16 protein-coding genes are annotated in these 22,941 nt (G+C 40.3%); 1 reads left to right on the top strand and 15 read right to left on the bottom strand.

All coding sequences use genetic code 11. The annotated features are described in order from the left end of the window. Positions 1–14: 14 nt before the first annotated feature. Genes L0657_RS01980 through L0657_RS01970 form a run of 3 tightly spaced genes read right to left on the bottom strand, consistent with a single transcriptional unit; the run spans position 15 to position 5,224 of the window. Positions 15–3,479, bottom strand: coding sequence for a SusC/RagA family TonB-linked outer membrane protein (locus tag L0657_RS01980; RefSeq protein ID WP_235148719.1), 3,465 nt, complete (start codon positions 3,477–3,479; stop codon positions 15–17). A gap of 24 nt (positions 3,480–3,503) precedes the next feature. Continuing rightward, a complete protein-coding gene (locus L0657_RS01975; protein ID WP_235148718.1) occupies positions 3,504–4,511 on the bottom strand; it encodes a FecR family protein in 1,008 nt (335 codons plus the stop codon). Between the two features lie 41 nt (positions 4,512–4,552). Next, a complete protein-coding gene (locus L0657_RS01970) occupies positions 4,553–5,224 on the bottom strand; it encodes an RNA polymerase sigma-70 factor (protein ID WP_235148717.1) in 672 nt (223 codons plus the stop codon). 193 nt (positions 5,225–5,417) lie between these two features. On the opposite strand from L0657_RS01970, the gene L0657_RS01965 reads away from it, so the two are divergent. Continuing rightward, on the top strand, positions 5,418–5,606 hold the full coding sequence (locus L0657_RS01965; protein WP_235148716.1) for a hypothetical protein: 189 nt from the start codon (positions 5,418–5,420) through the stop codon (positions 5,604–5,606). A 63-nt stretch (positions 5,607–5,669) separates the two neighbouring features. Here the strand turns inward: L0657_RS01965 and L0657_RS01960 are convergent, their stop codons facing one another. From L0657_RS01960 to L0657_RS01905, 12 genes are all read right to left on the bottom strand, one after another. Next, positions 5,670–6,611, bottom strand: a complete 942-nt coding sequence (locus L0657_RS01960; RefSeq protein ID WP_235148715.1) for an Rpn family recombination-promoting nuclease/putative transposase — start codon at positions 6,609–6,611, stop codon at positions 5,670–5,672. Positions 6,612–6,708: 97 nt separating this feature from the next. Then, positions 6,709–8,421, bottom strand: a complete 1,713-nt coding sequence (locus L0657_RS01955) for a GMC oxidoreductase (RefSeq protein ID WP_235148714.1) — start codon at positions 8,419–8,421, stop codon at positions 6,709–6,711. Between the two features lie 50 nt (positions 8,422–8,471). Beyond that, a complete protein-coding gene (locus L0657_RS01950) occupies positions 8,472–9,008 on the bottom strand; it encodes a gluconate 2-dehydrogenase subunit 3 family protein (protein WP_235148713.1) in 537 nt (178 codons plus the stop codon). A 54-nt stretch (positions 9,009–9,062) separates the two neighbouring features. Beyond that, entirely contained in the window at positions 9,063–10,304 is a 1,242-nt protein-coding gene (locus L0657_RS01945; protein WP_235148712.1) for an MFS transporter, read from the bottom strand. Between the two features lie 173 nt (positions 10,305–10,477). Further along, a complete protein-coding gene (locus L0657_RS01940; protein ID WP_235148711.1) occupies positions 10,478–12,163 on the bottom strand; it encodes an FAD-dependent oxidoreductase in 1,686 nt (561 codons plus the stop codon). A 181-nt stretch (positions 12,164–12,344) separates the two neighbouring features. Then, complete coding sequence (locus tag L0657_RS01935) at positions 12,345–13,781, bottom strand: RagB/SusD family nutrient uptake outer membrane protein (RefSeq protein WP_235148710.1); 1,437 nt, start codon at positions 13,779–13,781, stop codon at positions 12,345–12,347. A 24-nt stretch (positions 13,782–13,805) separates the two neighbouring features. Continuing rightward, positions 13,806–17,132 (bottom strand): TonB-dependent receptor, encoded by a 3,327-nt coding sequence (locus L0657_RS01930; RefSeq protein ID WP_235148709.1) that lies wholly within the window; start codon positions 17,130–17,132, stop codon positions 13,806–13,808. A gap of 207 nt (positions 17,133–17,339) precedes the next feature. Beyond that, complete coding sequence (locus tag L0657_RS01925; protein WP_235148708.1) at positions 17,340–18,467, bottom strand: FecR family protein; 1,128 nt, start codon at positions 18,465–18,467, stop codon at positions 17,340–17,342. Between the two features lie 180 nt (positions 18,468–18,647). Next, on the bottom strand, positions 18,648–19,256 hold the full coding sequence (locus tag L0657_RS01920; protein WP_235148707.1) for an RNA polymerase sigma factor: 609 nt from the start codon (positions 19,254–19,256) through the stop codon (positions 18,648–18,650). 87 nt (positions 19,257–19,343) lie between these two features. Further along, positions 19,344–20,648 carry a T9SS type A sorting domain-containing protein gene (locus L0657_RS01915; protein ID WP_235148706.1) on the bottom strand — a complete coding sequence of 435 codons (1,305 nt, stop codon included), beginning with the start codon at positions 20,646–20,648 and terminating at the stop codon, positions 19,344–19,346. A 140-nt stretch (positions 20,649–20,788) separates the two neighbouring features. Beyond that, a complete protein-coding gene (locus L0657_RS01910) occupies positions 20,789–21,886 on the bottom strand; it encodes an Ig-like domain-containing protein (RefSeq protein ID WP_235148705.1) in 1,098 nt (365 codons plus the stop codon). A 58-nt stretch (positions 21,887–21,944) separates the two neighbouring features. After that, on the bottom strand, positions 21,945–22,649 hold the full coding sequence (locus L0657_RS01905) for a hypothetical protein (protein ID WP_235148704.1): 705 nt from the start codon (positions 22,647–22,649) through the stop codon (positions 21,945–21,947). Between the last annotated feature and the right edge of the window lie 292 nt (positions 22,650–22,941).

Here is a 22,941-nt window from a genome sequence, read left to right as displayed (position 1 = left end):
ATGTCAACAGTTGATTACAGACCAATATTGAGACCCAGCATAAATATCCTTGGTTTTGGATAATCATAAAGCGCTAACCCCTGATCGAAAGGTGATGACGAATTGGATACCTCAGGATCAAATCCATAATATTTTGTAGCTACAAAAAAATTCTGAACCGATCCGTAGACCCTAAGGCGGTCGAGTTTAAGCTTCGATGTAACCGCCGATGGAAATGTGTAAGCAAGCAACAAATTACGTCCTCTTATAAAAGATGCATCCGTAACCTTATGGCTGTCATTGTTAGTCGTGTAATAGGCGTTGATTGGACGAATCTGCGCAATTGGCGTATTTTGATTGGTTTCCGTCCAGGCATTTATAACAGTTTTATAACTATTCGCTATACCCTGTCTGTCCTCGGCAGAGTGGATACTTCTGTCAAGCACATCATTTCCATACATGTACTGAAGATCAACAGTTAATGACCAGCCTTTAAACTGGAACGTGTTCAGGAAAGTACCAAATCCATCAGCAATTCCCTGCCCAATAATCGTTCTGTCGTTATCGTTGATCGTACCATCATTATTTAAATCAAGATATTTAACATCGCCTGGAAGCATATTATATTTTTTTGCCTGCTCAGCTTCGTTAGTACTCCAGGTTCCTAAATGTTTTCTTCCAAAGAAAGAGCCCACAGGTTCTCCAACGCGAATGACACCATTTCCGGAGAAAATATCACTGCCTCCTGAAAGCGCCAACACTTCATTTTTATTTATAGAAATGTTGAATGTAGTATTCCATGCAAAATCTCCAATTTTAAGATTAGTAGAATTAATTGCAAATTCTATCCCCTTGTTTTGCATACTTCCAACATTGGAATAAATACTGCCATATCCGCTGCTGAGCGGAAGAGGAGCGTCCAATAACATGTCGTTAACTTTTCTACGATACAGATCAAGTTCAAAATTTATTCTGTTTGAGAATAATCCTAACTCAATACCAAAATCGACCTGCTGCGTTTTTTCCCATTGAAGGTTAGGATTGGCCATTCGGCTTATACCGGTTCCAATGTTACGAATTCCGTTAAAAATAACATTGTAGTTTGTCATACCTGCGAGCGCGCGGTATGCAGGAATCTCAGAGTTACCTGTTGCACCATAACTCGCCCGGATTTTTAGATTTGATACAGCAGGAATGTTCTGCATAAACTGCTCTTCCGTCACCCGCCATGCCACAGCTGCCGATGGGAAGAATGCAAAACGATTGGCCTCACCAAATTTTGAAGAACCATCCAGACGTCCGGTGAAGGTTACCAGATATTTATTCATTAAGCCATAATTCAAACGGGCAAAGTATGAGTTTAACCCGTATGCGGAACCAAACGATGAAGGTGCCTGTGGACTTGCACCTGCTCCAAGATTATTAAACTCAAAATAAGTGTCATCAAACCCCTGTGTCGTAGCCTGGTTTTCAAAGCGATCAACGTGCTGCCATGACAAACCAGCCATTGCGTTCAGGGAATGTATCGTCTTGAATTCTTTGTGATAAGTCAGGTAATTTTCAAACTGCCAGGAATTGTATCTGTTGTTAATAACCGATGCGTCACCATTGTTCGAAATATACTGCAAGCCTTTTGCTGCGAAATAATCCCTTCTCTGATTGATCACATTGGTCCCAATTGTTGACTTCAATTCCAGACCTTCCGCCAGACGAATTGTTGCATACATGTTGCCAAGCATTGTCTGTGTTCTCAAATAGAACAACCTTTCCGCCGCAACTCTTAAAGGACTGTCTCCCCCTTCCATACCAGGATAATCGCGGTTACTCGCCCAGTTTCCATTGGCATATCTGACAGGAATAATTGGCAAAGCTTCCAGAACCTGACGCATAACAGTAATACCACCACCGTCAAGCTGATCAACCTGTTTTTCATTCTGATCCGTATATCCAAGCGATCCTCCGACTTTCAGCCAGCTTTTAATCTGCGTATCAAACACAAAACGACCTGAGTATCGTTTTTGCCATGAATCCCGAACAACTCCATTTTCATTACGATAATTTACAAAAGCACCGTAAGTTCCTTTTTCGTTACCACCTGTAAATCCCAGCTGATGATTTTGGGTAAAGGCTTTCTGAAATGTCTCATCCTGCCAGTCCGTGTCATACAGAGGGTTTCCTTGCGCATCAAATAAATTAGGGTTTGTACGCTTTGTTTTCGGGTCAACGTACTTGGTACCAGTAGCCCAGCCAACAGGATCATATTTTGCAGCATTGGCATAGGCAAGATCTTCAACGGCAAGAAATTCTCTTGAATTAAGCACTGCCAGTTTTTTAGGTGCAATACCGATACTAAAATCAGTATCGTAAGTTACTCTGCCACCATCCGCAGTTCCACGTTTTGTTGTAACCAAAATAACGCCATTAGCCCCACGAGCACCATAGATCGCTGTTGAAGAAGCGTCTTTCAGCACTTCAATGGAAGCGATATCATTTGGGTTGATGTAATCAATTGGTGTACTTCCGTTTTGGAGATCAACAGAATTTAAAATAACACCGTCAATAACGTAAAGAGGATTATTTGAAACACTGATGGAGCTGGCTCCCCTGATCCTGATATTCGCCCTACCTCCCGGCCTTCCAGAGTTTGACGAAACATTTACACCGGTTATTCTTCCGGACAATCCCTGATTAAGTGACGCAGCCGGGCGTTCCTGTAAAACATCTGCTTTAACGGTACCGACGGCGCCTGTTAAATCTGATTTTCTAACAGAACCATAACCCACAACGACTACTTCTTCCAGCGCATTTTCGTCTGGTAAAAGTTTAATTGCCAGTTTTGACTGCCCTCCCGCGGTCAGTTCCTGTGTTTTGTATCCTACAAAACTAAATACCAAAACTGCATTATCATCAGGAACTTCAATTTGAAAATCCCCCTCCCCATTTGTAGATGTTCCACGCTGCGTTCCTTTTACCACAACACTGACACCAGGCAGACCACTCCCACCCTCATCGGTAACTTTACCGGTGATTGCTTTATCAATAGTAACCATGTGTTTCGTTGACACATTATTAGATGCGACGATGGTGTTTTCGGCGATTGCGCTTGATTCTAACTTAGCGTCAGGCACTACCACGCTGGTCTTTACGGCTTCCTTTTCTTCAAGAATGACATAAGTATTTTTGCGCGTTTTTTTGTATTTTAATCCTTTCTGACCAAGAATCACTTCCAGGTTTTTTTCCAACGTTTTGTTAAAATCGATCGAGCCAGAAATTATATTCAACGCCCCCACAACCCGATCTTCAAAAACAATCTCCACACCATAATGGCGTTGAAGGTCCAGCAGCGCATTTTTTAGCTTCATTTCCTGCCTGACCGCATGCGGCTGACGTTCAAGCTTGGAGACAAACGCGATGGTCTGAGATTGGGCTGCCTGCGAAAATTGTGTCGCAAAGGCAAGTCCAATTCCCACCCAGTGCTTACGTGATAGTGTTAATTGCATAAATGAAAGGGAGTTTAGAAATAGTTAGTTATCTGTAATCAAAATGGAATCACCTTGTTTCTCGATATCAAGGTCCAAAACCTCGGAAATCGTTTTAAGGAGATCTTCTGCATTTTCCGTTTTAAAATTTCCGGTAATTGTCCGACGGGCAATATGATCATTAGCTATCCTGATTTTTTTTCCAAAGTTTTCTTCTATCAAACTGCGGATTTCTAATAGTGAGGTAGCATTGAATACAAAACGCTGTTCTTTCCATGCACTCAGACTTTTCGTATCAACATTGCTAATGAGCTGCACAGCACCTGTTTCTTGAAGTGTCGCCAAATCGCCTGGCTTCATTAACAAGTGTTGCTGATTTTCTCCCTGCGAATAATCGATACGTATTTTTCCATGGTTCAGCGCTACTTTAGTTCCCCTTGGCCGGGCAAATACTGAAAATTGAGTACCAAGCACTTCGACTTGAAAAGTGTCAGAAGTTTTTACGACAAATCGTTTATGATCTATTGTATGACTGATTGAAAATTCTGCTTCTCCATCCAGAGACACTGTTCTGACATCCCCATAAAAACCAAATCTTGGAATCTTCAATCTGGAATTTGCATTTAGTGCAACTCTGCTCCCATCTTCCAAATAAAGTCTGGTTGTTTGGCCATAGCCGGTTTCGTAAGTTTTGTATTGAATGGTATCTCTCGAAAACCAGCCAAAGCAAACCAATAATATAACTGAAGCGGCTATGAGTCCAAAACGCTTAATTTGTAATAGGTTCCACGCATTTTCAGAAAAAGATTTCTGCTCTGATTCCTCTGTGTCTGGTTCACCTTCATTATGAATTCTTTCCATAAGCCGGGCAATTGCCTGCTCCTGATCCGGATTAAATTGAGGAGACCGGATCTCCCATTCATAAAGCCAGTGATTAAAAGTCTCTGAATTTTCAGGATCTTTTATCCAATCTTCTGCAAGCTTCCGTTCAAGTGGATTTGCCCTTCCCGACAAATACTCAAAAAGTATACTTTTCAATATACGTGCATCCATGTTGTTGTAATTTTTAGTCAGGAGACGGGTTTAAAATCTCCCTATAAATCGAAGGTGTTAAGAACTAAAATAAGGCAAGGCATCATCCATTCCCCGTTGAGTGCGATCCGAAGGTGTTTTAATGCTTTTGAGATATGAACCTCTACCGTTTTAGGCGAAATATTTAGCTCGTCGGCAATTTCATGATACTTCTTGCTCTCAAAACGACTCATCAGAAATACACGGCGACATTGCATTGGGAGCTCTCCAATTGCCTCATTAACTTTCAAAAAAAGATGGTTATAATGAATTTCTGCGTCAGGTTGCTGCTGATAGACGGAAATAGTATTTTCTGTGGTAAGTTCTATCGTATCGGTTTTGCCAAATTCTCTGCGCAGATAGGTAAAACATTCATTACGCACCGCCCGGAAAAGATAACTGGTGTAGGACGAGTTAATATTCTGATAAGACTTTGTCCTATAAAACTGAAAGAAAACTTCGCTTACAAGGTCTTCTGCAATTTGTTTTGAATATACAAAACGAACCGCATGGCTGCATAAAGGTTTGTAGAACCTACGAAAAAGAAGTTCCAGCCCTTTTGACGGATTTTCTTCGAAGGTAGCTTTCAAAAATAGTGCAGAATCAACCTCCTGAGAGCGAGGTTTTTCGTCCATCGAAGGTGACAGAAAAGGGATTCCTGCCTTGGGTTCTTCATGTAGCAAAGGATCGCGCATTGAGTCTTTTCTTTATATAATAATTAAAAGACTTTATTGCACTCTTATTCCCTTAGTCAAATTGAAAAATAATTGGAAAAATTTATATTAATTGAGTATTGATTCGTTTACAGTTAAAAAATATATTCAGTTCGCAGTGACTTTTCACTTTCAAAAAGTCTAATTCAAAAAAAATATCTAACCAGAATATGATATGAAACTGAAAAATAAAATTGTTGTGTTGCTAATGGGAGCACTATTGATTTTGGCAGGATTGAATCTAATTCTTGATTCTGCTTCGACCAAAAATCTGGGAGCCGTTCTGGCTCTAACCGGAGTTTCTATTGATATTATTATACTACTTCTTTTTATAAAACAGGAAAAATGGCTTTCTGAAATTTAGAAATAACATAAAAAAGGAGCCGAGTTTAAAAATTCAGCTCCTTTTTTATGATTTCAAATCAAATTATAATTTTTCAATTTCTTCTACTGACAAGCTGGTTAATTCTTGAATAAGCGACGTTTCCATCCCTTTCTTTTTCATCGCCATTGCGATTTCTTTCTGACCTGCTAGTTTACCATGTTTCTCGCCCTCTTTCATACCTTCCCTAATCCCTTCTTTTATTCCCTCTTTTATTCCCTCTTTCAAACCTTCCTTCAAACCTTCTTTCCTACCCTCACTGATGGCATAAGTCATTGTGCTGTAATTATCCCATTTTTCCTTTAAACTCGCATCGTAAGCCATTTTTTCTTTTCCGGTTAGATTGCTAATTTCTGCAATATCGAACAATTTGCTAAATATCGGTTTTCGTAAAATTACTGGAATTTTATCTAATTTGCTCATATTCTTTAATAGAAACAACCAGTTTTCTAATTCAGAAGTAAGCTCTTCTTCCAGCTTTAAGAATTTGGGAACTTCCGCATAGACATAAGTCAATTTATCATAGAATATTTCTTTTGAATCGGTATTCATGAGCTGAACGCGATGGACGTACATATCCGGAGTGGAGTCGTCAAAAGCAAAGTCCATAATGCCAATCAGGTATACGGGCTTTAACTGATAATCCCATTTCGGAGCTCCCTTCGGCGCTTGTTCGTTGATTAATGTTGAGGTGTAGTAAAGACATCGGTCTTTAAAGTATTCCTGCTTAACCCGCTGCATTTCGATAATGAATTGCTCGCCGTTTTGTCCTGTACATAACAGATCAAAGACGGACTTTCTACTATCCAGAAAATGCCCCGAATATTCTGTTTTATTATAGGTCAGATCAACGATTTGCCTTTCCTCGCCTATCAATTGATTTAAAAAATGAATCAATAAATCCTTGTTCGGTTCTGAACCAAACAATCTCTTAAAGCCAAAGTCTGTAAAAGGGTCGATAAATCGACCGGTTAGAAAAATACTCATATCAAATTCGTGTGTGTGATTGAGTTGTAAATATACAAAAAAAGGAAGCCAGGTTTTTGAGACCCGACTTCCTTCCTATTTCCGCCATTGTGAGTTTTTACAAATTCTTGGCTTTCATCTGTTTCACTGCATAGTCAACAGAGCGGGCAGAAAATGCCATGTATGTCAATGACGGGTTTTGTGTCGATGTTGAGGTCATTGAAGCTCCGTCCGTTACAAACACGTTCTTAGCGGCATGCATTTGGTTCCACTTATTGAGGACAGAAGTTTTTGGATCCTTGCCCATACGAGCACCGCCCATTTCGTGAATATCGTTTCCAGGATTACGGTGTCCATCATGCGAGCGGATATTTTTGAAACCTGCATTGGTGAACATTTCTGTTACCTGCTCAATATAATCCTTGATCATCTTTTCATCATTGTCATCATAACCGACATTGATTTTCAGCAGCGGCATTCCATACGCATCTTTCAACTCTTTATCCAAAGCAACATAACTGCTTTCTTTCGGAATCGTCTCTCCCATCATGTGAGAACCAACACTCCAGTTGCCATATTTCGTATCAAGCAAACTAGCCTTTAAAGATTCACCGATATCACCACGATCAGAATAGGTCATCCGGTTTGCGCCAAAACCTGCGGCGTAACCTCTAAGAAAATCCGTTTCCTGCTTATATACATTTCTAAAACGAGGGATATATCCGCTATTCGGACGTTTTCCGTCAGTTGTAGAATCTAAAAATCCTTCGTATTCACCAGAAACAGAGGCGCGATAATTATGGAAAGCAACATACTTACCTAGCACACCGCTATCATTTCCCAAACCATTAGGGAAACGCGATGAAATCGAGTTCATCAGAATGAGATTAGTGTTTAAGGCCGCGGCATTTACGAAAATAATGTTGGCATAAAACTCCATCATTTCTTTCGTATTAGCGTCAATCACGCGAACGCCCGTTACCTTTTGCTTTTTGTCGTCGTAAATAACCGAATGAACTACCGAATGTGGACGAAGCGTCATATTTCCGGTTTTCATCGCCCATGGAATTGTTGACGCATTGCTACTGAAATATCCTCCAAACGGACATCCTCTTTCACAAATCGCACGATGCTGGCATTGCGCACGTCCCTGATCCAAATGAATTTGCTTTGGATCCGTAAGATGCGCAGCGCGGCCAATGATGATGTGGCGGTCTTTATACTGTTTTGCAACCGTTTCTTTAAAATATTTTTCCACACAATTCAAATCGTGTGGTTTCAGAAATTCGCCATCTGGCAAAGTATCAATTCCATCTTTATTTCCGGTGATACCCGCAAATTTTTCGACGTGACTATACCAGGGGGCGATATCATTATATCCGATCGGCCATTCAACAGCAAATTTATCTCTCGCCGGTCCATCAAAATCAAACTGGCTCCAACGCTGTGTCTGCCTTGCCCAAAGCAAAGATTTCCCTCCAACCTGATAACCGCGAAGCCAGTCAAACGGCTTTTCCTGAATGTATGGATGCTCGTTATCTTTTACAAAAAAATGCTGAGACGATTCCTTGAAATTATAACATCTGCTTGCAATTGGATTTGCATCCGTTACTGCCTTTGGCAATCTTTCTCTGTGATCGAACTCCCAAGGCTGCATATTGGTTGTTGGATAATCCTTGATATGCTGCACATCACGGCCACGTTCCAACACCAAAGTTTTCAATCCTCTCTCCGTCAGCTCCTTTGCCGACCATCCTCCGCTGATTCCTGAGCCAATAACAATGGCATCGTAGGTACGGGCTTTCTCACTATCAATATTAAAATTCGCCATTTTGGGTATTTTCTATTTCAATTTCTTCTTGTCAGCCAAAAATTCAGCTATTAATTGTCTGTACTCATTCCTTTTTTCACAGGAACGCAGCCGTGATATCTTGCCGGTATAAATTCGAAATGTGTCAGATTAGTCATGACATATTCCGACGACATATAACCCTGGATTGTCAGGTTTTTCACCATTCCAAAAAATCCTTTCTGGTCAGCGTCACTGCTTTTTTCCATTTCTCTCAAAATCTGCAACTGCTGCTCTTTGCTGGCGTCAGCAAATGATTTCGAGAAACTTTTGGTGCTCTGCGCTTCAACCGCGTCTATTCCCTTCGAGAAAGTATCCTGTGCTTTTTTATCATAACAATCCGTTATCATTCTCTGCACAAAAGTCGCTACTCCAAGCTCACCAGCTCCCGGCGTATCCGTTTTAGGAATTATTGATTCCACAATAGCTTTCAAAACCTCCGCTTGTCCAACTGTGGTATATTGAGCTTTACCGAGCGAAACATTGCTCCATCCCGAGGCCCAAGTTGGCAAACTTACCATCGCTCCCATCGCCGCAGCCATGTTTTTAAGCGCTATCCGTCTTTCCATTTTTATTATTTTTCAACGATTAATATTATCTATAAGTTATTGCTGATCAACTTTCTACTCTTCCAGAAAATCAAGATCTCTTCCATGTGTTTCCGGGATTGTCAGGATTGAATAAAATCCGATCACGAAACAGATTAGGCCTACCAACGCCCCGGAATCAATGACTGAAAATGAATCTTTGAAGCTGGCAAATAATGTCGTCATAACAATCACCATCCCGCGAACCATATTGGGAACGGTTGTCGCCGCCGTTGCACGAAGATTCGTACCAAATTGTTCTGCTCCTATCGTTACGAACATTGCCCAGTATCCAATTCCGAATCCGAGTAAGGTGGCGACGGTATATAAAGAAGTGGCCGTTTTTATTCCGGTATACAAATAAATTCCGCTGCATATTAACGTAAAAGCCATCATAATAAATACAGCTTTCTTGCGTGATTCCAGCCAGTGGCTTAAAAACCCACTTAAAAAATCGCCGGCTGACAGTCCTACGTAACACCACATAATGGAAAGTCCCGGGCTGATCGATTCTTGTATCCCAAGCGCCTTACCAAATTCATTACTGAATGTTGCTAAAATACCGATAACAAACCAAGTTGGCAGCCCGATTCCGATGCATTTCAGATATCTGAAAAATCTGTCCTTATTGGTAAACAATGCGAAAAAGTTACCTTTTGTTACATGTTTCTGATTTTTCACACCCTCAAAAATCCCTGATTCGAAAACACCTATGCGAAGCAAAAGCAAGGAAATACCTAAACCTCCACCGATAAAATAAGCATTTCTCCAATCAAAGAATTCAACTGTAAAATAACCTACAATAGCTCCAAGCAACCCTATTCCTGCGACCAGGGAAGTTCCGATGGCACGTAAATGTTTTGGTAAAATTTCTGATACCAAAGTAATTCCCGCTCCAAGTTCCCCCGCCAGACCAACGCCTGCAACGAACCGTAAAATTTTATAGGTCGTTGGGTCCTGGACAAACCCACAGGCGATATTTGCAAGTGAATAAGTAATAATGGAACCAAATAGAACCGACAATCTTCCCTTTTTATCTCCTAAAATCCCCCATAAAATCCCTCCCAATAATAATCCAGCCATTTGCCAGTTCAGGATACTTGCACCGGTCGAAGAAATCTCCGCTTCGGAAAGTCCTAATGACGCAAGACTTGGTAAACGAACAATTCCAAAAAGAAGTAAATCATATATGTCAACAAAGTATCCGAGTGCTGCGACAATGACTGGTGCGCTGAAAAGATGTGAAAAATTTGAACGGGCTTTAACCAGGGTATCCATTCTGTTATTTAAGGATTTTCAGGATTATTTGCAATATTATATAAAATAGCCGGACTATTATCCGGCTATATAGGGTAAAATTGATACAAAAGTAAACTTAGAATCATGTTTTGATAAATAAGCATTACTTTTTGATTTGCCAAAGACGGCAAGTTTGCCGCTGTGGCAAAATTTTACAATTCCAGCCGCTGTTTATCTTTCAACAATTGCTCTTTTAATTTTTCATAACTTACATCCTGGACACTCACTTTTCTATCAATAGCCTGTACCGCCGCTGACGCTGCGCTTTGCCCAAGAATCATGAAAACCGGCTCCATCCGGATCGAGCCATAAGCGATATGCGAACTGGACATACATACCGGTACCAACAAATTCTGACAATCTTCCTTTTTAGGAATAATGGAAGAATATGAAATACTGTACGGTGTTTTCGCATGAACACCAATATCACCTTCATTTTGTACAAATCCATCTTCTCTTACGTAACGTTGGGTATTGTGTGAGTCTAATGAGTATGAACCCATACCAACAGATTCGGAAACTGCTTTTTTACCAAGTGTTTCATTTTCTGTCATCACGCCCCGACCGATCATTCTTCGTGCTTCTCTAACATAAATCTGATGTGGCCATCCGCCGTTATCCTTAAATTCATCTTTCGGCAAACCCCACTTTTGCATTTCTGTTCTTACTTCCGTCGGCACATTGGTGTCATTGGAAAGATAATACATCAAACCTTTCTGATACAGTTCATGATCTTTGATAATCTCTTTTCTCCTTTCGTAAGATGCTTCCGGGTAGTCATAATTCATCCCGATATAATCCGTACTGAATGGTCCGTGATTATTGGTATCTGTTTTTTTGTTCGGAATCGGATCATATTTGTCAAACGTTTCCGTCCATCCTGCTTTGTAAACTCGCGCTAACAATTCATATTTCGATGGATCATACCCAGCCGGTTTTTCAAATGGAATTCGGTTATCAGGATTTTCGGACAAACACATACGGAAACAATAAGCCTGGATTTTATTGTCGCCCTCGCCATTTTTTCCTACTTTTTCATTATTCACATAAGGAAGCAATCCGCTTTTTGGGTCACCCTCAATTTTATACGGACTTATATTTTTTTTGAAATAATGTCCATGTTGAAAAACGCCTGCCTGAATCCCGTTCCACTCTTCGTTATAAACACTATTGGCTTCGCGGCCAACATGATATTTAACGCCCGCAGCAGCCATTAAGTCACCTTCGTAAGTAGCATCAATGAACATTTTGCCGGTAAATGTTTTTCCCGAAAGCGTTTTAATAGAAACTATTTTGCCATCCTTTTTCACTACGCCCTTTTTACGGTCCAGCCATTCGTCTCTGTATATCTTGATTTTGTTTTCTTTTACAAAATCTTCAAAAACCTGTTCTGCGATGTGCGGCTCAAAAATCCACATGGTTCTGTCGGCTCCATCCATTGCGGGTGTTCCCTGTCCTTTATTTCCATATTCGTTTTTCTTTTGCCATTTCCATGTTTCCGGCTTGTCGTAATACATATAAACACGATGGTAAAACTCGCGGGCCAATCCGCCGATCACCGATTTGTTTCCTGTATCAGTAAAACCTAGTCCGCCAGAAGAAAGACCGCCCAGATGTTTATCAGGCGATACCACTAAAACAGTTTTACCTTCTTTTAGAATTTGAACGGCAGCTGTCACAGCCGCAGAAGTACCACCATAAACGATGACGTCCGCATCGTATGACTTTTGACTATTTGTATCGCTATTATTAGTATCGCCCGATTTCTTACCACCGGAAAATGAGGAAATACATAGTGCAAAAATACCTATAAAGAACAACCTGAAAATTTGTTTCATTACTCTTGGGATTAGGTTTTAATTTAAAAAAATCAATTATAATTAAGATAGCAGCAACCGGCTAAAAACTATGGTATTGTCAGCACCTAACTATTAGCCGGTAACAGGATAAAACAACTAAAAATACATCTGCAAAAAGCAAGTTCAATTTTCAAAATTGGCTTAATGTATTAGATAATGCTTAATATCCCGGATTTTGATCGGTCGCAGTAAGTGCCTTATTATACAGCAATTCTGAGTTAGGAATAGGCCATAACATGTGTTTATCCGCTACAACTATATTTTTAACTTCCTTTATTCTTTGCTTTGCGATACCAAGTCTTTTCAAGTCCAGCCACCGTTTGCCTTCATACATGGTTTCAAAACCACGCTCTTCAACAACTTTATCGATAAAAGTTGTCAATGTAAAGTCAGCCAATTTAAAGTCGACCGGAGAAGAAGTTTGTGCGGGATACCCATAAGCTCTGCGATGAACCTTATTTAAACTTTCCAAAGCCTCAGCCGTCGGAGCAGCATTGGCGCGGGCATCGTTTTCAGCATGAAACAGTAGCAAATCTGCATAGCGATACCATGGATAATCATTCCCGCCGCCGTTGGTTGCATTGGGATCACGGAATTTTCTAAACAGACAAGAGTTTGGTCCCAAACCAATGTCTACATTGTAGAGAATATGCGGTTTTCTCAAATCCTTTATATCCCATTTTTTGATAATCGGATTTGACACAGAATCCGTGTATTGCGCATAAACTCCGCCCGGACCGTAATAGTTATATGCTGCGGTTTTTCGATGGGCGTAGGCTACTAAACCAAAACCTTGCTGACGGTTATATTTAAAATAAAATATTTCCTCAGGCGTATTGACAACTTCCGGTCCGTAGATTTTCTGAAAATCCTCTGCCTGCGATACTGCTACAAGAGAAAATTTCCCTGAATCGATAACTTCCTTCGCTTTGGCGCTGGACGATTTCCAGTCTTCCTTATACATGTAAATTTCGGCCAACAAAGTTTTGGCTGCCCATTTTGAAGGTTTTCCAACAGCAGAAGGAACGTCTGGAAGACCTTTTTCAGCTTCCAAAGCGTCTGCTAAAATGAGGTCATAAACTTCGGCAACACTGGAACGTTTGACATCAGCAACTGTCATGTTTGCTTCTGTCCGGATCGGTACCCCTGACCAGTTCCGGACAAGCGCAAAGTATAATAGCGAGCGTAAATATTTCGCCTCAGCAATATATTTTACTTTGTCTGTGTCGGAGATACTCGTTCCATTCGGCGTATTGGCAATCACAAGATTGGCATTACGAATAGACTGATAAAAATTGTCCCAGATGACGCCAACGCGATTAATATTGGTATTGTCCAATCCCTGATAAAGACTCACAGGTGTTTGGCTTCCTCGGGAATTTCCATAGTCCGCAAGTCCTTCCAACTGAGAAGGATAATTTATAGAAAGTCCGTTTTCCACACGCATAGGGCCGTAGATAGCGTTTACAGCAGACTCCACTTCGGCAGCGGTATTATAAAAATTCTCTGCCGAAAGCGACTTCGGTTTTTCTACCAGCGAATCGGTACAGGAAACCATGAGGCAGCCTGAAAATATATAGATCAATAGCTTATTCATATCATTAACTTTTTCTTGTAAAAATTAAAATCCAACTCTGATTCCTACGGTCGTCGTTTTTGCTACCGGATAAACGTAATGATCGATGCCCTGCAAGATCGAATTACTGCCTCCGTAAGAATTAATCTCCGGATCGTACCAGGAATATTTTGTAATTGTGAATAGATTTTGAGTGCTGACGTAAACTTGTGCATGTGTCATCCACTTTATATTCAATTTGGAAACAGGCACATTATAGCTAAGCTGGATATTCTTGAATCTCAAAAATGAGCCATTTTCAACGAAACGATCCGAAACCTGGGGCTGGGAAGAGGTTTTGATAACAGGATATTTCGCATTAGGATTTTCAGGTGTCCAATGATTTTCAAAAACCTCCTTGGGCATATTGAGTGCCTGACCAAAATCATTGGTCTGATTAACCGCGCTCAAATTAAAAATGTCATTTCCCTGACTACCCTGAACAAAGATGGCTAAGTCGAAGTTTTTATAACTCATACTTGAATTAAGCCCGTAGGTGAAATCCGGATTTGGATTTCCAATTATCTTCTTATCACCGGCATCCCGGACTCCATTGCTGTTAAAGTCTTCATAGACAACCAGTCCCTTGTCATCATATCCTTTCGAGACATAACCGTAAAAAGCGCCAAGGCTTTCCCCTTCACGAAGAATGTTGATATTGTCATTAATAACCGAGATATTAATGGCGTCGCCCAAAATATCATTTCCGCCATAAAGCTTTATAACCTTGTTTTTATTAAAGGAAATATTACCCGACAAATCCCATTTAAACGCTCCTTCCAGAACCTTTGCATTGGCTGAAAACTCGAATCCCTTGTTTTGTATTTTACCAATATTTTGAATTGTATAAGTATATCCCAGTGAGGATGGCAGCTGTACATTATTTAAAAGATCTTTTGTGTTTTTAACGTAATAATCCGCCGAGAAACTAAACCTGTTATTTAAAATACTTAAATCAATTCCCACATCTGTCTGTGCGGTTGTTTCCCATTTTAATGGTGCTGCGAGTCTTGCAGAAGGTGAATAAGCGATCGTCAGGGCATCACCAAAAACTACCTGACTTGAAGCAAGCTGGTTCAAAGTAAAATAAGGGTTAATTGCGGTATTCCCGGTCCGACCATAACCTGCTCTTATTTTCAAGTCTGAGATAAAAGGGATTTTCTTAATAAAGTCTTCTTCTGCTAATCTCCATGCAAGCGCAGCAGATGGAAAATAACCCCATTTTTGTCCCTCACTATAACGCGAGGAACCATCAGCCCGGAAGCTAATTGTAGCAAGAATCCTGTTATTAAATGTATAATTAACCCTTCCCAGATATGACATCAAACTCCATTTTTCATAATTCGAAAACGGAACGCCTTGTGTAGCTGCGGCGCCTATATCGTAACTTTCCTGCGTATTGCTGATAAAACCGCTTCCGGATGTATTTAGCTTAGTAGAAGTAAAGTCCTGATAAGTAAATCCTGCAACCGCTGAAAGGTTGTGTTTTCCCAACTCTTTGTTATAACTCACTGTGTTCTCACTCAAAAGACTGCTTACACGCGTTGTGTTAATAAAAGCGGAACCTTTGGAATTCACAAAACGGGTTGTGGTGTAACCATTGGTACGGTCGTCTGTACTTTCAATCCCACCCAGCGTTTTAAAGACCAGACCAGGAATTGGCTCAAAAGTAATCGCCCCATTTGCAAGTACCTTATTGGACTGAATATGCTCAGTTTGCTCTTTAATAAAGTTTAACGGATTGATAATTGCATTGGAACCCCAAGAATAGGCCTCACCAAGATTTGAGAGCGTTCCATCTTCTTTTAAAGGAGAAATAGTCGGATAACCCGATAACATGGCTGAAATAAGTGATCCGCCCCGGTTACCTTTTTCAGAATTTTTACGATCAGAATCAATCCGGCTTAAAACGGAATTAATATCAACTTTAAACCTTTTCCCCAGATCAGAATTCAGATTAAAACGGAGGGAATTTCGTTTGTAATTACTTCCGATAATTATACCGTCCTGATTAAAATTACTTCCCGAAATCGAGAATCGGGTTTTCTCGCTTCCGCCGTTCACCGAGACAGAGTGATTTTGTACAGGTGCTGTCTGCAAAACCTGATCCTGCCAATCGGTACCTTTTCCAAAACCATTAATCTGATCCTGCGTGAAGTGAGGTGCAAGACCGTCGTTACTTGCTTGTTCATTATAAAATTGGGCATATTGGGTCGCATCCATCAAATCCAGCTTTTTTCGAATTTTCTGAACACCATAATAACCGTCATACTCAACATTAATCCTTCCTGTCTTACCTCTTTTGGTTGTTATCAAAACCACCCCATTCGCTCCTCTTGAACCGTAGATAGCCGTTGCCGAAGCATCTTTAAGCACTTCCACAGATTCGATATCTGCATTATTCAATAAAGTAGGATTGCCGGAATAAGGAAATCCATCAACTACATATAATGGCTCATTACTACCCTGAATTGAGTTTGTACCTCTCACCCGAACGCTGATAGCACTTCCTGGCGCGCCTGTGTTTTGAGAAACATATACACCTGCGGCTCTACCTGCCAGAGATTGCACCATGGAAGTTGCCGGGTATGCATTTAGGTCAGCCGACTTGATCGAAGCCACCGAACCGGTAAGATCACTTTTCTTAACCTGCCCGTATCCGATAACTACCAGTTCCTGTAAAGACTTATCTTCCAGAGCGAGATTAATCGTCAGCGACGCCTGGTTTCCTAAAACAATTTCCTGTGTTTTGAATCCAACAAAACTAAAAACCAGCACTGCTTTCGATGCTATATCATCACCTATCTCTAACTGAAACTGGCCGTTGGTATCTGTAGTGGTCCCAGATTGCGTGCCTTTCAGAACAACACTCACACCCGGCAATCCGGCACCACTTTCATCCAGTACTTTTCCAGTAACATTTTTTTTTGGGGCATTGTTTTTAACGGGAGGCGCAGTTTCCGGCATACTCTCATTACGCTTTAAAATTATTATTTTTCCCGAAATTTCGTATTGAAGCCCAAGCGGTGTAAGAATGTCGTCAAGAACTTCATAAAGTGGTTTATTTTGCGCATTAACGCTCACTTTTCTGCCGGATTGGATCAGCTTAGAACTAAACACAAAGCGAACGTCCGCCTGCTTTTCCAATTGATTCAAAACTTTTTTCACTTCGCTTCCGCTGGCATTGATAGAAATTTTCTGGCTCAGCAGCGACTGGCCACTACTTTCGTAGGCATATCCGGAGCCAATAAAAATCAGGGCAAAGAGGAGTTGAGTAGCCGTTATTCGCATAGTCCAAAGTAATACCTGCTGGTATTGTACTGGTTTTTTCATAGATTTGATTGTTTTGTTAAGCTTGAAAATTTTGGCAAAACGATCCCCGCCTCCGTTTGGAGGTATCCTGGCGACAACCTTGGGGGATTTCATGAGCCGGTAATGCGGGAACATTACCGGCTCTTTTTTATTTGGTAATAGTGGTTCAGGATAATGTCAAATGGTATGAATTTTAGGGTTAGAAGATAGATATTTCCTATTCAGATTTTAATTCTTACACCCTTTGCCATGAATCACAATTTGCCCATCCAGTATTTCGTAATTGGCCTCAATGGCTTTGCAAATAATGGTCAGCTTTTCATGCAAAGTCTGATTTTCCAGAATTGCCGTTAACGGGCAATCCCGCAAAATGTCTTCGTCATACAAAATGTCAATTCCATATGCTTTTCCAATAGAGTCGAAAGCCACTGTGGCAGGCACATCTTCGAAGATAAATTGTGGGGTTTGTGCTTTTGAAACAACTATTTCAGGTTTTTCCACAAGTGTCTTGACCATGCGGACCTGGTCTCTGGCGTAAATAATTTTCTGATTTGGAGAAAGCACGATACCGTCCAGTTCATTATTGGACTCCTTCGATTTTTTATACGGATCCAACTGCGTGAAAACTGAAACCCTCCCGGTTTTCACTTCCACCGTTACTTCCTTTGACGTTTTGTAAGCTCTGATTGTGAAGCTGGTACCTAATACTTTGGTCACTAACTCATTTGCATATACAAAAAACGGGCGATTGGCATCTTTGCTGATATCAAAAAATGCCTCGCCTGTCAGATACACTTCTCGTTTTGTTGCAGAGAACTTTTCAGCATAACGAAGCTTACTCTCAGGAGCTAGCGTGATCCTGCTGCTATCTTGCAACAGGATGATTAAGGGCGAAGTCGTGTTATTGACTTTTTCAATCAGCAAATCTTTGTCCGAAACCGTTTTGGTAAAATTTCCTGAAAGGCTAGTTGGTTTTCCATCTTCTAATCTAGACTTTGCAAGCAGCCCGACGAACATTATAACAGCAAAGGAAGCAGCAAATTTGAACCAGATTTTTTTATAAAAAGGTCTGAAATGATCGTTTTTCAGCTCAGCATATTCAGGAGTCAGGGGATTTGTTTTGGCAATAGTTTCTTTTACGATCCGGGAAATTTCGAGGTTTGATATTTCCTGTTCTCTTACTTGTAAAGACTGCACAATTATTTTTGCCTGACTTATTTTTTCAGACATATCAGGATTTTCAACAAGCCAATTTCTCCAGGCAAAATCCATTTCTCTGGTCGGTGCGAGTACCCACTGGCGGAAAAATGAATCCCAGACAAAATCTTCAGTCCCGTATTTTTTATAATGGTTCATATAATCTTCATGCTTCTATCATACGATAGACAGAAACAATCATCAGATACCATTAAAATTTAAAGTATTTATAAAAAAGTTGATAGATCGAATATTCGGAGATGTCTGACTGCGGTTTTAATAACTTAAAACGCGTGTAAAAAATGAGGAACTGGAAGAGAACAAGGTTATAAACTAAGCTCAAACAAAAAAATGAATTAATAGAAGCGTTAGAAACTCAACTTTCCAATACCTTTTAAGCTGTTTAATTGCAATTTGAAGAAGATTTGAAACCGTTTGCGGAGAGATATTCATAATCTCTGAGATCTGACCACGATCCATCTCCTGGAAAAACTTCAAATAAATCACTTCCTTTTGTCTTTCAGGAAGTTCATCTAAAAGCCTTTTAAGTTTTTGTGTAAGGACCAGACTGGACTCATTTTCAATATATTCTTCCTCGACAGAAAATTCAATTTCAAAATCTCCATTATAATCTTCAAACGGGTAATCCGACAGCAACGGCTTTGACTTTGCATTACGATGCATCAAACGACGCAAAGAGGCCATCATGTAAGGTTTTACAACGATATCGCTGCTAAGATTTTGACGGCGTTCCCACAAAACCAGAAACAAGTCCTGAATGTTATCCTTCACAAATTCTTTGTCTTTGGAGAATTTGCTTCCATAATGAAACAAGGTACGAAAATGAAGCGTCATCAAACGCTCAAAAGCATCCGCTTCACCGGCAAGAAAACGCTGCCAAATGACTTTATCATCGGGAATTTCTTGTAGATGAGGGATTGTGCGCATGGCTATTTAAAATGTAGATGCCAAATTAACACAATAGACCCTACAAATCACAATAGATTTTATAAATTTATTTCTACTAAGCTATCCTTATTCGACGAGAAATCGTAGAAACGCAACTTTGCCATTTTGAACAAAAGAAAGAATATATATCTCACTCAACATGGTCTTGCATGGTTTAATTTCAATCATATCATTATTTAAGTCAGCTTTGAAGTCAATCTCTTGCCCATGAATATCATATATTTTCAGGAAATCGAAACTTGTCCCACCGGTGTTGATTCTAATAAGATGACGCGAAGATGGGTTTGGGAATATAAATGGTTCGGTTTCAGTTTCCAATGAAAAAATAAATTCCTTCGAATCAATCAAATTTCCATACTGATCAACCTGCTCAACTTTATAGTAATTCGTACCATAAAAAGGTTCATGATCATAAATTGAATATATATGATCACCTCCGGTTTCGGCGCTTACTGAATCTATTATCTCATAAAACATCTTGTTTTTGCTTTTCTTGACGACAAACAAATCAGTCCCGTTTTGCCGCTCAGTTTGCCATGATATCATAGCTTTTCCGTTATCCCTTTTAACATCTAAATAAACAAGACGCAACGGGAGAATTCCCGTGATATCCCGTATCCTCAGACTACCAAAACGAACTCTTCCCACACCGGTCCAGAATCTGATTTCAAAATTCGAAAGCTTGTTAATCGAATAGGCAGAACTTCCCGGATATGCATCAGCCTCATCGACCAGTAACGTCTCATTCACCCAGAGATCATATTTTTTAGGCATCACTTTATAATCCGGATTGGCAGAACTTTCAGGCTTTCGATAAATGTGTCCGTCCGAAGAATTGTTGAGAACCCAGGTAATTGTCACAGGCGTTTGCAGTGGTAAAGGACTGCTTTTCTTGTTCGTTTGAATGTCATGCACGACAAAAGAAGACGCTAAAAAATCGATTGTAAATCTGCTGAACAGATTTGTGTTAGGAGGAAAAGTGCTGTTGGTTCCTGAAAAATTTTCACCGGAATAAAAGTAAACAGCATTCAAATCTGCCACGCTTATTTCCATAACACTAAAAGTGATCTGGATATATAAAGTTTCCGGATTGGGCGAAAATGGGACCGCCCTAACCGCCCGTACAAGTCCGCCATTGGTTGCGACTAATCTGGTCATATCCATATATCCCGGCCCAAACTCAAATTTTGATGAAGCTGCGTTCGTAGTAATCAGATGGCTAAACTGGCCGGCATCCGGATTAGCATTGACAAACGGACCGCCGCCAGAAAAATTCTGCTCCATATAGTTGGTCTGGGCTAGAAGCAGATGCCCTGGCAAACTGAAACCCAAAAGGATACATATTGATCTAAAAAATAAATTTCTGTTCATAATCAATATGTTATAGTGTAACAACTTCATATAAGACGGCTATTTACATACTCGTCACATACATATTCAAATTACTATTAAACAAAAATCCCTTTCCGAGACCAACTCGAAAAGGGATTAATAAAAACAAATCCTCACTATTATTCATGCATTATCTTGAAAACTCTTACCATTCCATCGTCCTGTTCAAGGTGAATGAAGTATACTCCATGAACGTACGATTTCATCGCTAATTTTAAAGTATTGGAATTAATCTTTCCATCGTACACTACGCGGCCGAAAGAATCGATCAAACGGATTTTTCTTACTCTTCTATTATTAAAAATTACATTCAGGACATCATTAACCGGGTTTGGAAAAAGTTTTGCCCAGGTAAATTCAGGAAAGTAAACCGATTTGATATGGCTGTAAGCAAAAGTGCCGTCACGATCAATCATTTTCAGCCGGTAATAATTCAAGCCTGATTCCGGATTTTCATCGGTGAAGTCATAACTATGCTCTGTGTTGCTTTCGAAAACAGCCAAAACCTCTCCAAGTTTATTCCAGGACCTGGCATCCGGACTTCGCTCAATTTCAAACCGATCACTGTTCATTTCCATAGAAGTAGCCCAGGTAAGAAATGAAGTCATCTCTTTTTTTACAGCATTAAAGCTGATCAACTGGACCGGCAGCGGAGAAGCTGACAGGTCGATTGTGACCGTAGCAATATTGGTAATCTGACCACTTTTATCTCTGACAGCATAAGTGAAAGAATCTGTGCCTTCAAAATCACGTTCAGGTTTGAACAAAAACTTACCTTCCTTTTTAAATATTACACCATGGGCAGCAGTACTGTTCACGTTGATGGTCGCAGTATCAAGTTCTGCGCATAATGATTGATCGTTTTTTAATACATCCAAAAGCAGAAGCTCATTTGTCTTGCCAGACATTTGGTCATCTACCGCTGTGGGCACATGATAAGAAAGCTGGATCACTATCGAAATTTCAGAACTGCAACCCGCAGCATTTAGCGCAAAGACTGAATAATTTCCCGCCTCCGAAGCGACAATCTGGCTACTTGATTCACCCGGCACAATGATTCCATCTTTCAGCCACTCATAACTAAAAGCGCCCGAAGATTCCGCTTTTAACCTCAATGTTGTTCCCTTACATATCGATACCAGTTTTGCACCACCTTGCGCAAAGGCAAGGATGGGCAAAACAAGCATAACTGATATGAGTAAGGTTACGATTTTCATGGATAGAACAAGGAAGTATCCTTTCTGTCTAAATAAAACAAATTGAACAAAAAGCACATTAGTTAAGCGTAATCGATGGAAGCGTTGGAACAGGAAGGTTGTTTCTGATCTCTTTTGAAAGCGAATTGACGCTGTTTACCAATTTTGAAGCAGTTGCTTGCCAGGTTCCGGATGTTGGGAGTATGTAACTTGTTAATGCGCTGTAAGTACCAGCAGACGTAACTGCCAAGATACTTCCAGTTTCTCCGGGTATCGTCGTTTCCCCATTTTTCCATAGAAATGCAGAAGAAATAGTTACTCCGTAATCGCCAAGGCCGGTAACTGCTGTTATGGAGGCGGTGAGGTTGGTATTAACTACCTGATTCAAACAGAAATTATCTTGTCCCTGCGGCACAGTCAGTGAAATAGTAATTTTTGGCAATACGATAATGGTGTGTTCAATGATGTCAGACAAACAGCCAGCAGCTTCACTTAAAACGCTTAATTGTAATACATTTTTTACAACTTGCGTATCCGTAGCAGTACCGAAAGTTCTTACAAAAGCACCACCTGTGGTCCCTAACAAATCAATTGGAATCTGGCCACTGCCAGGATTCAACAGCCATTTGAATTCGTATACAGATCCGGTACCAGGCGTAAGAGAAAAAGATTCTCCGGCAACCACATAATATGTTCCACCGGGAATAACAGCCGCACTTGAAGCAGAAAAAGCTGCAACAACAAACATGAAGCTTAGGCAAAGAGAAGCAATGACCTTTTTCATAAAAAGATTGTGTTAAATTTTTTTTAGATTTTTTGATGCTAGAAGTTTGTTTTTTTTAATCAGCGAACATACCTCTCCCGGAACCAATATTGGCTCGACAGTGTGACAGTATATTCACTTTATTTGCAGAATTAGAGTCAGGCAATATCCGGCAAATCCGGACAGACCGAGCTTAACTTGTTTTTCATAACGTTGTACACTGATTAATTAGAGGAATTGACGATTCATTAGGGTTTAAAACGCTTTTCAAACTAACAATTACATAATTAAACTCAAACGCTCAACTATAAAC

The sequence above is a fragment of the Dyadobacter sp. CY345 genome, assembly GCF_021502725.1.
Classification (GTDB): Bacteria; Bacteroidota; Bacteroidia; order Cytophagales; family Spirosomataceae; genus Dyadobacter.
The sequence above is the reverse complement of the archived record's forward strand: the minus strand, read 5'-3'. Positions and strand labels throughout refer to the sequence as shown.